The 13,046-nt window shown below is 70.3% G+C and carries 13 protein-coding genes; 5 read left to right on the top strand and 8 right to left on the bottom strand.

The genetic code is table 11. The annotated features are described in order from the left end of the window. Positions 1–58 precede the first annotated feature (58 nt). From G8A07_RS02220 to G8A07_RS02190, 7 genes are all read right to left on the bottom strand, one after another. Positions 59–1,915 (bottom strand): S8 family serine peptidase, encoded by a 1,857-nt coding sequence (locus G8A07_RS02220; protein ID WP_195795508.1) that lies wholly within the window; start codon positions 1,913–1,915, stop codon positions 59–61. A gap of 135 nt (positions 1,916–2,050) precedes the next feature. After that, a complete protein-coding gene (locus G8A07_RS02215) occupies positions 2,051–2,602 on the bottom strand; it encodes a CoxG family protein (RefSeq protein ID WP_195795507.1) in 552 nt (183 codons plus the stop codon). Further along, positions 2,593–3,771, bottom strand: a complete 1,179-nt coding sequence (locus G8A07_RS02210) for a VWA domain-containing protein (protein ID WP_195795506.1) — start codon at positions 3,769–3,771, stop codon at positions 2,593–2,595. The genes G8A07_RS02215 and G8A07_RS02210 overlap by 10 nt, the downstream gene beginning before the upstream one ends. After that, the gene (locus tag G8A07_RS02205) at positions 3,764–4,654 is read right to left on the bottom strand and encodes a MoxR family ATPase (protein WP_195795505.1); all 891 of its coding nucleotides are present in this window, start codon (positions 4,652–4,654) and stop codon (positions 3,764–3,766) included. Before G8A07_RS02205 ends, G8A07_RS02210 begins: the two co-directional genes overlap by 8 nt. Further along, on the bottom strand, positions 4,654–5,454 hold the full coding sequence (locus tag G8A07_RS02200) for a xanthine dehydrogenase family protein subunit M (protein WP_195795504.1): 801 nt from the start codon (positions 5,452–5,454) through the stop codon (positions 4,654–4,656). The genes G8A07_RS02205 and G8A07_RS02200 overlap by 1 nt, the downstream gene beginning before the upstream one ends. A gap of 16 nt (positions 5,455–5,470) precedes the next feature. Then, the gene (locus tag G8A07_RS02195) at positions 5,471–7,843 is read right to left on the bottom strand and encodes a xanthine dehydrogenase family protein molybdopterin-binding subunit (protein ID WP_195795503.1); all 2,373 of its coding nucleotides are present in this window, start codon (positions 7,841–7,843) and stop codon (positions 5,471–5,473) included. A 19-nt stretch (positions 7,844–7,862) separates the two neighbouring features. After that, positions 7,863–8,342, bottom strand: coding sequence for a (2Fe-2S)-binding protein (locus tag G8A07_RS02190; RefSeq protein ID WP_195795502.1), 480 nt, complete (start codon positions 8,340–8,342; stop codon positions 7,863–7,865). A gap of 228 nt (positions 8,343–8,570) precedes the next feature. Between G8A07_RS02190 and G8A07_RS02185 the strand changes: the two genes are divergently transcribed. The 4 genes from G8A07_RS02185 to G8A07_RS02170 are packed head-to-tail and all read left to right on the top strand — an operon-like array spanning position 8,571 to position 11,501. Then, positions 8,571–9,569 (top strand): XdhC family protein, encoded by a 999-nt coding sequence (locus tag G8A07_RS02185; RefSeq protein WP_195795501.1) that lies wholly within the window; start codon positions 8,571–8,573, stop codon positions 9,567–9,569. Further along, a complete protein-coding gene (locus G8A07_RS02180) occupies positions 9,566–9,961 on the top strand; it encodes a GNAT family N-acetyltransferase (protein WP_213086218.1) in 396 nt (131 codons plus the stop codon). The genes G8A07_RS02185 and G8A07_RS02180 overlap by 4 nt, the downstream gene beginning before the upstream one ends. A gap of 44 nt (positions 9,962–10,005) precedes the next feature. Next, the gene (locus tag G8A07_RS02175; protein WP_195795499.1) at positions 10,006–11,085 is read left to right on the top strand and encodes a serine hydrolase; all 1,080 of its coding nucleotides are present in this window, start codon (positions 10,006–10,008) and stop codon (positions 11,083–11,085) included. Between the two features lie 38 nt (positions 11,086–11,123). Continuing rightward, on the top strand, positions 11,124–11,501 hold the full coding sequence (locus G8A07_RS02170) for a VOC family protein (protein WP_195795498.1): 378 nt from the start codon (positions 11,124–11,126) through the stop codon (positions 11,499–11,501). A 13-nt stretch (positions 11,502–11,514) separates the two neighbouring features. Here the strand turns inward: G8A07_RS02170 and G8A07_RS02165 are convergent, their stop codons facing one another. Beyond that, on the bottom strand, positions 11,515–12,123 hold the full coding sequence (locus G8A07_RS02165; RefSeq protein ID WP_195795497.1) for a DUF6515 family protein: 609 nt from the start codon (positions 12,121–12,123) through the stop codon (positions 11,515–11,517). Positions 12,124–12,335: 212 nt separating this feature from the next. Here G8A07_RS02165 and G8A07_RS02160 point away from each other — a divergent pair, with 212 nt between their 5' ends. Beyond that, complete coding sequence (locus tag G8A07_RS02160; protein WP_195795496.1) at positions 12,336–12,983, top strand: glutathione S-transferase family protein; 648 nt, start codon at positions 12,336–12,338, stop codon at positions 12,981–12,983. The last annotated feature ends 63 nt before the right edge of the window (positions 12,984–13,046 follow it).

The following is a 13,046-nucleotide window of genomic DNA, read 5'->3' as shown; positions in this document are numbered from 1 at the left end:
GGCCGGCAGGGGCAGCGCAACAAGAAGGCGCTATTTTATGACGCGCCCGTGACGGGCCTCAGGCGCCGTCCTTCAGCCCCGCCAGCGCCAGGCTCTTGCGCGGGTTGACCAGGTTGACGCGGCCGGGCTTGCCGTCGGCGCCCGGCTGGCGCTCGGCGCCCTCCAGGATCAGGGCCTTGGTCTGCTGCGGCGTCAGCTCCGGCTTCAGCGCGATCAGCTTGGCGGCCAGATTGGCCACCTGCGGGCTGGCCATGCTGGTACCGCTGAGCTTCATGCGCTCGCCGCCGGGGATGAAGCTGTCGACCTCGAAGCCGTTGGCATGCACGACCACGGTCTTGCCGAAGGTCGAGAAGCTGGTCTCGCTGCCGCTCTTGTCGACCGCGCCGACCGTGATCAGGTTCGGCAGCGACAGGCCGGCCGGGATGTACTCCTGGAAGTCGGCGCTGTTGTCCTCGTTGCCGGCGCCGGCCACGAACAGGATCTCCGGCGCGCCGGCGATCGCGGCGTTCAGCGCGTCGCGCTCGGTCTTGAACAGCTTCAGCGCCAGCTGCTTGCGCTCCTCCGGGTTCTTGCCGACGTTGTGATACGCCAGCGCGCCCTCGTGGAAGCTCGGGCCATAGCGCCAGCTCATGTTGACGACGCGCACGCCGGCCTTCTTGAAGCCCTCGACGATGCTGCCGTAGACCGCGGCGGCGGCCTTGGAGCGCTCCTCGGTGGGCAGGATGGGCTCGGTCTTGTGGCTCCACAGCATGGTGGCGGCATAGGCCTTGGCGAAGGGATTGCCGTCCAGCGCGATGCCGGCCACATGGGTGCCATGGGTGTAGAGGCCGACCAGGGCCATGTCCTCGGTGAAGCCCTTGGCCTGATCGGCCTTCAGCCCGGCCAGGGTGCTGCGGAACTGGCGCGAGGCCTCGGTGTCCAGCGCCGCGCGCTGGTCCATCGCGCCCTTGACCAGGGTCTTCAGCTGCGGCCAGCGCGGCTCGGCCGCCCCCAGCGGACGCAGCAGATCGGGCGAGGCCTTGCCGTTCTCGTCGAAGGCCAGGCCGCGCTCCGGCACGCCCGGGAACAGCTTCAGGTCCACGCCCGAATCCCAGATGCCGACGACCACTGGCTTGGCGGCCGCGCTGAGCTGCAGCGCGACGGTGCGCGGGGTCCAGATGTCGGGCTTCTCCTGCGACTTGGCCTGCGCGTCCAGCACCGCCTGCAGCCCGGCCACCACCGCGGCCTGGTTGGGCGGCAGGGTCTCCTTCTGCAGGCGTGCGCCGATCACGCCCTGCAGCACCTGGGCCGGCACCACGCCCTGGCCGTTGCGGGCCAGCACATCGAGCTGGGCCTTGAACACGCCGAGCACCAGCTCCGGGTTGTAGACCTCGATCTGGCCCTTGGTCGACTTGACCTGATCCTGCACCTCGGCCCAGTTCATCGCGCCGTAGCGCTGGCGCACCGCGCCCTGCAGCCAGGCGGCGTCGCGCTTCTCCAGCTGCTGCTGCGCGATCAGGTCGGTCAGCACGCCGGCGGTCTGGCGCGGGCCGGCCTTGTCCTGCAGCGCGCGGGCCTGGGCGGTCAGGCCCGGCACCGCGGCCCAGTCGCCGCGCAGCTGGGCCAGGGTGGCCAGGCTGGCGTAGATCTCGCGCAGGGTGGCGGCGTCCTTGATGTCGTAGGCGGCCAGGTCGGCGCGCAGATCGGCCTCCAGCTGAGCGCCCAGGGGCTTCAGCTCGGCCAGCGGCAGCGCCAGGTAGTCGCTGGGCAGCTTGGGCAGGGTGTAGACCCGCCGCGGCAGCTCGTCCGCGCGGGTGATGGTCTGGCGCTGCTGCGGCGCCTGGGTCTGAGCCTGCGCCGGCAGGGTCATCAGCGCGCTGGCGATCGCCAGGCTCAGCAACTTGATCTTGTTACGACTGTTTTGGCTCGAAGTCACGGCAGACACTCCCTTGTCGATGATCGGTGAGGATGATGGTGAACCCCCACGATAGCCGCCCCCGGGCCAGGCTCCAGGGGCATGCGACGAGTGACCGGCCGGAGCGCCTGGGCCGCGGATTCGGCCCGCCGGGGGTCAGATCTTGCCGGTAAAGATGCGGCCCAGCCAGCCCAGATACCAGTCCAGCAGGCGTTTCGGCAAGGGCTTGGCCGGCTCCGGCGCCGCGGCGGCGGCCACCGCATAGCGCGCCTGCAGGGCCTGGTTGAAGGCGGCAAAGAAATCGGCCGCCATCTTCTGCGCCGCCAGGTCGACCAGGCGCGAGCCGATCTGCGCGATCTTGCCGCCCACCGTCGCGACCACCGTGTAGTGCAGCAGGGTCTCGCGCGGGCCCAGGGTCTCCAGCCGCACCTGGGCCTGGCCCTTGCCATGGCCGGCCGCGCCGCCCTGGCCCTCGAAGGCCAGCTGGTAGCTGGTCGGCGGTTTCAGGTCCGAGAGTTTCAGCTTGCCCTTGAATTTCGCCTTCACCGGGCCGATGGCCACCGCCATCAGCACCTCGTACTCGCCCTCGGCCAGCGGCGTCAGCGCCTCGCAGCCGGCGATCGCAGCCCTCAGCATCTCGGTGTCGTTCAGCGCGGCCCAGGCCTGGGCCTGGGCGACGGGCAAGGTTTCCTGTCCGGTCAGTTGCATAGCAAGAGTTCCACGAGCTGTTCCAGGCTCGCCAGATTGTGCGCGGGAAGATGGCTGTCAACCTCGGGCAGCAGCGCGCGGATGCCCGCGGCCTTGGGTTCGAAGCCCTCGAAGCGCAGCAGCGGATTCAGCCACAGCAGGCGTCGGCAGGACAGGCGCAGGCGCCGCGCCTCGAAGGCCAGCTGTTCGAGCGCCGCGGCGTCGCCGGCCTCCAGGCCGTCGCTGACCAGCAGCAGGGTGGCGTCGCTCGTCAGCACCCGGCGCGCCCAATCGCGGTTGAAGGCATGCAGGCAGGCGCCGATGCGGGTGCCGCCGGACCAGTCGGCCACCCGCTGCGCGACGGCCGCCACCGCCAGGTCGGGGTCGCGCTGGCGCAGCAGGCGGCTGATCGGCGTCAGCCGCGTGCCGAACACGAAGCTGTGCACCCGCGGCACCTGGCGCCGCTCGGCCGGGTTCGCCAGGCCATGGGCCAGATGCAGCAGCATGCGCGAGTAGCGGCTCATCGAGCCGGAGATGTCGGCCAGGATCACCAGCGGCGCGATGCGTTCGCGCGGCCGGCGCCAGCGTGGCGGCGCCAGCTCCTGGCGCGCCTGCGCGCGCAGAGTGGCGCGCCAGTCCAGCCGGCCGGCACCGCCGGGGCGGAAGCGGCGCGTCGGGCGGGTCTGCAGCCAGGGCCGCAGGCGCGTCAGCGCGCGCTTGGCCTGCGCCCATTCCTCGGGCGTCATGGTCTCGAAGTCGCGCTGGCGCAGCAACTCGCGCTCGCTGCCGCTGAGATGGGCGTCCAGCTCGAGGCGCTGCTCGGGCTCGCGCGCCGGTTCGATAGCGTCCCGGCGCGGGAACAGCGCCTCGGCCAGGCGACGGTTCTCGGGCGGCGGCGTCAGGGTGCCGGGTCTTGCCTGGACCCGGGGCAGCAGCATCGCCAGCACACGGCCCAAAAGATCAGGGTCCCGCCAGAAGATGTAAAAGGCCTGCTCGAACAGCGCGCGATGCTCGGCCCGGTCAATCAGGCAGGCGGCCAGGGTGGCCTTGAAGTCGGCGCGCCGCGCGATGCCGCCCTCGATGCGCAGCGCTTCCAGCGCGAGCTGCACGCGATCGGTGCCGACCGACATGCCGGCCTTACGCAGCACGCGGCCGAAGTGCATCACGTTCTGAGCCAGAAAGTCAGCCATGGACTTCCGCCTCGACCTGGGCCAGCAAGCGTGCCGCCTCCGAGCCCTGCACCTTGGCGATATCGTCCTGGTACTTCAAGAGCACGCCCAGGGTGTCGTTCAGCGTGGCCGGATCCAGCACCAGGGCGTTGAGCTCCAGCAGCGCGCGCGACCATTCGATGGTCTCGGCGATGCCCGGCAGCTTGTAGAGGTCCATGGCCCGCAGGCCCTGCACCAGCGCGACGATGCGGCGCGCCAGCATCGCGTCGATGCCCGGCAGCTTCAGGCGCAGGATCTCCAGCTCGCGCTCGGCACTGGGGAAATCGACCCAGTGATAGAGGCAGCGGCGCTTGACCGCGTCATGCACCTCGCGCGTGCGGTTGCTGGTCAGCACGACGATCGGCGGGGCCACGGCCTTGATCAGGCCCAGCTCGGGAATGCTGAGCTGAAACTCCGACAGCAGCTCCAGCAGGAAGGCCTCGAAGGCCTCGTCGGCGCGGTCCAGCTCGTCGATCAGCAGCACCGGGCCGACCGGATTCGCCTGCGGGTCGATCGCCTGCAGCAGCGGCCGCGCGATCAGGAAACGGCGCGCGAACAGCGCGTCGCCGCCGGCCAGCGCGCCGCTCTTGATCTCCAGCATCTGACGCGCGTAGTTCCACTCGTAGGCGGCGCTCGCCAGGTCCAGGCCCTCGTAGCATTGCAGCCGGATCAGCGGCCGCTCCAGCAGACCGGCCAGGGCCTTGGCGATCTCGGTCTTGCCGGTGCCGGGCTCTCCCTCCAGGAACAGCGGCCGCGCCAGGCGCAGCGCGAGGAAGGCCGTGGTGGCCAGCTCGCGCGGCGCCACATAGCCCTGGGCGCGCAGGCCCTGCTGCGTGGCGTCGATGCTGGCGGGCAGCTCCGCCATCAGGCCGCCGCCGCGACCGCGCGCCCGGCCAGCACCGGGATCAGCGCGGCGCGGTATTCGGCCGAGCCATGCAGATCGCTGTTCAGGCCATCGGCGGCGATCGTCACGCCCTGCGCCGCGGCGGCGCTCCAGCTCGCCGCCAGTGCCTGCTCCAGCGCCTGGGCGCGGAACACGCAGGGGCCGGCCCCGGTGACAGCCACGCGCACGCCGCCCACCGTCTGCGCGACGAACACGCCGACGATCGAGAAGCGCGAGGCCGGCTGCTTGAACTTCTGCCAGGCTGCCTTGCTCGGGATCGGGAAGCTCACCGAGGTGATGATCTCGCCGGCCTGCAGCGCGGTCTCGTACAGGCCCTTGAAGAAATCGTCCGCGGCGATCGAGCGCTGGTCGGTGTGGATGGTCGCGCCCAGACCCAGCACCGCGGCCGAATAGCAGGCGGCGGGATCGTTGTTGGCCAGGCTGCCGCCCAAGGTGCCGCGGTTGCGCACCTGGCGGTCGCCGATGCGGCCGGCCAGGTCGGCCAGCGCCGGGATCGCGGCCTGCACCTCTTTCGAAGCGGCGACCGTCGCATGCGTCGTCATCGCGCCGATGCGCAGCTGGCCGGCGTCGACGCGGATGCCGCGCAGCTCGGCCAGGCCCGAGATGTCGATCAGCGCCTCGGGCGCGGCCAGGCCCAGCTTGATCGCGCCGAGCAGGCTTTGCCCGCCGGCGATCAGCTTCGCGTCGGTTTGGCTGGCGGCGGCCTTGGCGGCCTCGGCCAGGCTGCCGGCTTGGGAGTAGGCGAATGATGATGAGGTCATGGTCGTCTCCTTGCGCTCAGCGCGGGGCGGCGTTGATCGCCTGCCACACGGTGTGCGGCGTGGCCGGCATCGGCAGGTCCTTCAGGCCCAGCGCGTCGCAGATCGCGTTGATCACCGCCGGCGGCGAGCCGATCGCGCCGGCCTCGCCGCAGCCCTTGACGCCCAGCGGGTTGTGGGTGCAGGGCGTGCCCTTGGCGGTCTTGACATTGAAGCTGGGCAGGTCGTCGGCGCGCGGCATCGCGTAGTCCATATAGCTGCCGGTCAGCAGCTGGCCGGAGTCGGTGTCGTAGATGCCATGCTCCAACAGCGCCTGGCCGATGCCTTGCGCCAGGCCGCCATGCACCTGGCCCTCGACGATCATCGGGTTCACGACATTGCCGAAATCGTCCACCGCGCTGAAGCGGTCCACCCGCACGACGCCGGTGGCCGGGTCCACCTCGACCTCGCAGATATAGCTGCCCGCGGGGTAGGTGAAGTTGGTCGGGTCGTAGAAGGCGTTCTCGTTCAGGCCCGGCTCCAGCTTGTCCAGCGGGTAGTTGTGCGGCACATAGGCGGTCAGCGCGACCGAGGCGAACGGGACCTTCCTGTCGGTGCCCGCCACCTTGAACTCGCCGCCCTCGAAGGCGATGTCGCCCTCGCTGGCCTCCAGCAGATGGGCGGCGATCTTTTTGCCCTTGGCGATCACCTTGTCGACCGCCTTGACGATGGCCGTGCCGCCCACCGCCAGCGAGCGGCTGCCATAGGTACCCATGCCGAACAGCACCTTGCCGGTGTCGCCATGCTGGATGTCGACATCGTCGAGCGGGATGCCCAGCTTGTCGGCCACCACCTGGGCGAAGGTGGTCTCATGGCCCTGGCCATGCGAATGGCTGCCGGTGAAGATCGTGACCTTGCCGGTCGGATGCACCCGCACCTCGCCGGCCTCGAACAGGCCCGCGCGCGCGCCCAAGGCCCCGGCGATGTTGGACGGCGCCAGGCCGCAGGCCTCGATATAGGTCGAGTAGCCGATGCCGCGCTTCAGGCCCTTGGCCTCGGTGGCGGCCTTGCGCGCGCCGTAGCCGGCCACATCGGCCAGCTCCATCACCTGGTTCAGGGTGGCCTCGTAATCGCCAGTGTCGTAGGTCAGGCCCACCGGGGTCGCATAGGGAAAGGTCTTGATGAAGTTGCGGCGGCGGATCTGGTCCGGCGCGATCTTCAGCTCGCGCGCCGCGGTTTCGACCAGGCGCTCGACCACATAGGTGGCCTCGGGCCGGCCGGCGCCGCGGTAGGCGTCGACCGGCGCGGTGTTGGTGAACACGCCGGTGACCTCGGCATAGATCTTGGGCGTGGTGTACTGGCCGGCCAGCAGGGTCGCGTAGAGGATGGTCGGCACGCTGGAGGCGAAAGTGGACAGGTACGCGCCCAGATTGGCCGTGGTCGTCACCCGCATCGCGAGGAAGTTGCCCTGCGCGTCCAGGCCCAGCTCGGCCACCGTCGCATGGTCGCGGCCATGGGCGTCGCTGAGGAAGGCCTCGCCGCGCTCGGCGGTCCACTTGATCGGCCGGCCCAGCTGCTTGCTGGCCCAGGTCAGCGCGGTCTCCTCGGCATAGAGAAAGATCTTCGAGCCGAAGCCGCCGCCGACGTCGGGCGCCACCACGCGCACCTTGTGCTCCGGGATGCCCAGCACGAAGGCGCACATCAGGAGGCGCTCGACATGCGGGTTCTGGTTCGCGACATAGAGCGTGTAGCTCTCGTCGGCCGGGTTGTAGCTGGCGTTGGCCGCGCGCGGCTCGATCGCGTTCGGGATCAGCCGGTTGTTGCGGAACTCCAGGCGGGTCACATGGGCGGCGCGTTCAAAAGCCGCGTCCACGCCGGCCTTGTCGCCGCAGCCCCAGGTGTAGCAGACGTTGTCCGGCGCCTCCTCATGCACCGCGCCGGCGGCGGAGCCCTTGGCGGTGGCGGCATCGACGATCGGGGTCAGGTCTTCATAGTCGACCTCGATCAGCTGGGCCGCGGCCTTCGCCTGCGCATAGCTCTCGGCGACGACCAGCGCGACCTGGTCGCCGACATAGCGCGCCTTGCCGTCGGCCAGGATCGGGTGCTTGGGCTCCTTCATCGGCGTGCCGTCCAGGCTGGTGATCAGCCAGCCGCAGGGCAGGCCGCCGACCGCGCGGAAATGCTCGCCGGTGTAGACGCCCAGCACGCCCTCGGCCGCGGCGGCGGCCTGCGTGTCGATGCGCCGGATGCGCGCATGCGCATAGGGCGAGCGCAGGAAATAGGCATAAGTTTGGCGCGGCAGCACGATGTCGTCGGTGTACTGGCCGCGGCCGGTCAGGAAGCGCGCGTCTTCGCGGCGGCGGATGCTCTGGCCGATCAGGCCGGCCGGTCCCTTGGGTTCTGGTGCGTTCATGGTGGGAGCCCTCCCCTTTTCACTTGGCCATCGCCTGCGCGCCGGCCTGCACCGCGCGCACGATGTTGTGATAGCCGGTGCAGCGGCAGAGATTGCCCTCCAGCCCCTCGCGGATCTCGGTCTCACTGCTACAGCGGTGGTGCTGCACCAGGTCGACCGCGCTCATCACCATGCCCGGGGTGCAGAAGCCGCATTGCAGGCCATGGCACTCCTTGAACGCCGCCTGCATCGGGTGCAGTTCGCCGCCGGCCGGCGCCAGGCCCTCGATCGTCGTCACCTCGGCGCCGGCAACCTGCACGGCCAGGATGTTGCAGCTCTTCACCGCATGGCCGTTCAGATGCACGGTGCAGGCGCCGCATTGGCTGGTGTCGCAGCCGATGTGGGTGCCGGTGAGCGCGAGCTCCTCGCGCAGGAACTGCACCAGCAGGCGGTCCGGCGCGACTTCGCGCGTGACCGTCCTGCCATTGACCTTCAAGCTGATGGTCGGATGGCTGCTCATGGCCTTGTCTCCTGTGGCTGGTTTTGAGGACTGGCTTTCTGTCTGACGTGCCAGCCAATCGTCGCGGCTGGCCTCGCGCGGCGCCATCTACCGTTTACCCGCATGTATGCCCATACATAGGGCGGACGGACCCCGGGTTGCCAGCCGCGGCACCATGCCATGTCTTCTGCGCCCCGGCCGCTCTTCGGGTATGTTTCGCGCCAGGAGAACGCGCAAGCCAACATCACCATGGACAACGTCGATCTGAATGTGCTGCGCCAGGTGGATGCCTGGCTGCGCGAGGGGCGCCGCGCGGTGCTGGGCACGATCACCCGCACCTGGGGCTCGGCGCCGCGGCCGGTCGGCGCGGTGGTGGCGCTGCGCGACGACGGGCTGATCGCCGGCTCCGTCTCCGGCGGCTGCATCGAGGACGATCTGGTTGCCAAGCTGCGCGAGGGCGGGCTGAACATCGCCAAGCCCGAGCTGATCCGCTACGGCGTCGATGCCGAGCAGGCGAACCGCTTCGGTCTGCCCTGCGGCGGCACCCTGGAGCTGATGCTGGAGCCGCTGACGCCGGCCTCGCTGCTGCCCGAGCTGTTGGCGCGGCTGGCGCGCGGCGAACGGGTGCAGCGCCGGCTGGATCTGGCCAGCGGCGCGGTCGAACTGTCCGGCCCGCAGGCCGGGGCCGATGTGGTGCAGCTCTCGGCCAGCGCCCTGATCACCCACCATGGCCCGCAATGGCGGCTGCTGATCATCGGCGCCGGCCAGCTGACCCAGTACCTGGCGAACATGGCCCTGGCGCTGGACTACCAGGTGCTGGTCTGCGACCCGCGCGAGGAATACCAGCCCGAGATCCCCGGCGCCACCCTGACCCGCGAGATGCCCGACGACGTGGTGATGAGTTTCGCGCCGGATGGGCACAGCGCGATCGTCGCGCTGACCCATGACCCCAAGCTGGACGACCTGGCGCTGATGGAGGCGCTGAAATCCCCCGCCTTCTATGTCGGCGCGATCGGCTCGCGCGTCAACCAGGCCAAGCGCAAGGCCCGGCTGGCCGAGCATTTCGGCCTGGCGCCCGAGCAGCTGGCGCGCCTGCACGGCCCGGTCGGCCTGCACATCGGCGCCCGCACCCCGCCCGAGATTGCGCTGGCGATCCTGGCGCACATGACCGCGGAGCGGCATGGGGTGAGGATCGTCAGTAACGCGCCGACGGGGAGCGGGGTGGAGGCGGGATGCGTCGTGCGGTGATCGATTACAAGATCTCCCCGGACATCGGCGACCCGGAGCTGAACCGGCTGTTCTCCGCATCCTGGCCGAACCACCGGGACACCGAGTTCCGATCCACCCATCGCTGCAGCATGGCCTATGTCTGCGCCTACCAGGGGCAGCAGCTGGTCGGCTATGTCAACGCGGCCTGGGACGGCAAGACCCATGTCTTCGTGCTGGACACCACGGTTCACCCCGACGTCCGTCGTCAGGGCATCGGGCGTGAGCTGGTGCTGCGGGTGCTGGAGCAGGCCCGGCTGCGCGGCGCGAGCTGGGTGCATGTCGACTACGAGCCGCAGCTGAGGGAGTTCTACGGCCGCTGCGGGTTCCGCACGTCCGAGGCGGGGGTCATCAGCCTCGCGGGCGCGGGATGATCCGAGCCGGCACCGAACATCAGACAAGTAAGGCACCCATCCTCATGCCGCCTATCCATCGCCGAAACCTGCTGCTGGCCGGGGCGGGTCTTGCGCCGCTGCTCTCGTCCTGCGCGAACGACATCAGTCGGTTGCGCGAGCGTCCGCCGGAGGAACTTGCCCAGCGGCTCAAGGTCTGCTCGGCGGCCTATGCGGTGCTGCGCGCCGGCAAGCCCGGCGCTCCGGTCGCCGTTTCGGGCTGCAACGGCACCGAGGAGGAGAAGGCGCGGCCCGACGCCATCTTCCAGGCCGCCTCACTGACCAAGCCGGTGGTCGCTTATGCCGCGTTGCGCCTGGTGCTCGAGGGCCGGCTCGACCTCGACGCCCCGGTGTCCCGCTATCTGCCCGATGGGTATCGGCATTTCCACAAGGCCCTGATGCGCAGCGCCGACGATGCGCATGACCTGGTGCCCGCAAGCACCTTGCGGCGGGTGTCGGTGGCGCAACTGCTCAATCACAGCGCGGGTTTCCCGAACTGGTCCGGCGGCACGCTCACCCTCGGGTCGGAGCCGGGCCGGCGCTGGGGCTACTCCGGCGAGGGCTATATGCTGCTGCAGAGCGTGATCGAGTCCGTCACCGGGGCCGAGCTGGCGGACTACCTCGACCGGCAGCTGTTCGCGCCGCTGGGCATGGCCGACACCAGCCTGATCTGGCGCGACGCCTTCGAGGCGCGCGCCGTGAGCGGCATGACGACCTACGGCATCCGGCAGCGCGGCCGCTTCCGCCGAGCGATGGCCGCCGCCTCGCTGTACACCACGGCGGCCGACTACGCGCGCTTCATGTCGGCGCTGCTGGCCGACGCCGAGCTGCTGTCGCTGCTGCTCGCCAGGCCGGTCGAGGTCGATGCGGCGCTCGGCCTGCAATGGGGCCTTGGCTGGGGGATCGAGCAGGCCCCGGGCGGCCCCTACCTCTGGCAATGGGGCAACAACCCCGGCTTCCGCGCTTTCGCGATGGCCTCCGCCACGTCGGGCGATGGCTTCGTGCTGCTGAGCAACAACGACCGCGGCATGCCACTGGCCGCCTCGCTGGCGCATGCGGTCCTGCCCGGGGAGCACCGCGTCTTCCGCTTCCCCCGGGTGGCATAGACCCTATCCATCCCCGCCCCACTGCAGAAAGACCCTCCATGTTCGATCATGTCAAATTCGGCGTCAGCGACTACGCGGCCAGCAAGAGCTTTTATCTGCGCGCGCTGGAGCCGCTGGGCGTCAAGCTGGTCGGGGAAGGCGCGCCCAGCTATGGCTGCGAGCTCTGCGTCGAGGGCGGCACGGTGTCCCTGTGCCTGTTCGAGACCGCGGAGAAGCCGGCCCATCTGCACCTGGCCTTCCAGGCCCAAAGCCGCGCGCAGGTGGATGCCTTCCATCGCGCGGCGCTGGCGGCCGGCGGGCGCGACCATGGCGCGCCGGGCCTGCGGCCGAACTATCACGCGAACTACTACGCCGCCTTCGTCATCGGGCCGGACGGGCACAACATCGAAGCGGTGTGCCACGCGGCCGAAGCCTAGTAGGCACAAGCTCTCACCGCATCGTGTAGCCGCGCCCGTCCATGCAGGCCTCCACCGCCCGGTTGAACACCGAGGCGTCGTTCATCGCCGCGGGCTGGGTGGTGGCCCAGCGGTTGCATTCCTGGCGGTCCGCCTCCTGCTGCTGGGCGCCCTGGCCGTTGCGCGGATAGATGATCGGCTCCGGCCGCAGGGGCGGTGGCGGCGGGGCCGGCATCACCTGCGCCTCGGGCGGCGGCGCGGCCACCACATAGCCGGGACCGCCGACCACCGCGGTGTAGTAGATGCCGTTGGCGTAGTAGTAGGGCAGGCCGCCGACGCGCAGGCTCACATAGGCCGAGGGCAGCACCGGCACCACGATGCCGACCGGCGGCACGACGACGCGCCAGCGCGGGCCATGGGGCCGGTACCAGACGCCGCTGTCGAAGAAGAAGCGGTCCGGCCCGAACACGATGCTCAGGCTGCTGCGCGGCAGCGCCGGCGCGATGAAGCCGGGCGCCGGGTAGTAGCGGTCATGGTGGAAGCGGCTGTCGTAGACCATGCGGCCATGGTGGATCGTGTCGCGCGGGCCGCCGGGGCCGCCATGGTGCTGGGCCAGGGCCGGCGTGGCTGCGGCGGCGCCCAAAAGGATGCGGCAGCGGCAGTGCAAAGGCGCCGGATACGGTGCTTGTCGTTCATGGTCGGACCACTCCAGGAAAGGGACGCAGCCCGGGGGACAGGGCTGCTCAGACAACGGCCCCATCCTGCGCCGCGACGACCGCGCTCGCGTTGCTGCCGGGTAAAGAACAAAGCCGCGCGGGCTAGGATGCGGCACCCCTACCCCCTCGGACGCCCGCGATGATCCAGCTGCACTACAACCCCGGCAGCGCCAACCTGGCGCCGCATATCCTGCTGCATGAACTGGCCCTGCCCTTCGAGCCGGTGCCGGTGGACCGCGAGCATGGCGGGCACAAGAGCGCCGCCTATCTGAAGCTCAATCCCAACGGCCTGATCCCGGTGCTGCGCGACGGCGATCTCGTGCTCTACGAGACCGCCGCGATCCTGCTGCACTTGGCCGACAGCCATCCGCGGGCGGGCCTGGCACCGGCGCTGGCCACACCGGAGCGCGCGCATTTCTACAAATGGCTGATCTGGCTGACCAACACCCTGCAGCCACTGCTGATCGCCTATTTCTACCCCGATCGCTGGGTGACCGAGGGCAACGCGGCGGGCGCGGCCGAGGTCAAGGCCCGGGCCGAGGCGCGCATCGCGCCCCTGCTGGACCAGCTGGAGGCGCAGCTGGCCGCGCAGGGCGGGCCCTGGCTGCTGGGCGCGGACTACAGCGCCGCCGATCCGATGGCCTTCATGCTGTGCCGCTGGACCCGCGGCTTCGCGCGGCCCGCGCGCTCGCTGCCGCGGCTGCAGGCCTATCTGCAGCGCATGCTGAAGCGCCCCGCGGTGCTCCAGGCCCTGCAGGCCGAGCGCCTGCCTCAGCCCTGGATCTGAACGAGATCGAGGGGTGCCCGGCCATGGCCTCGCTGCCCAAGCGGGGCTATGCTGGGGCCAGCC

The sequence above is a fragment of the Roseateles sp. DAIF2 genome, assembly GCF_015624425.1.
Taxonomy (GTDB): domain Bacteria; phylum Pseudomonadota; class Gammaproteobacteria; order Burkholderiales; family Burkholderiaceae_C; genus Kinneretia.
The sequence above is the reverse complement of the archived record's forward strand: the minus strand, read 5'-3'. Positions and strand labels throughout refer to the sequence as shown.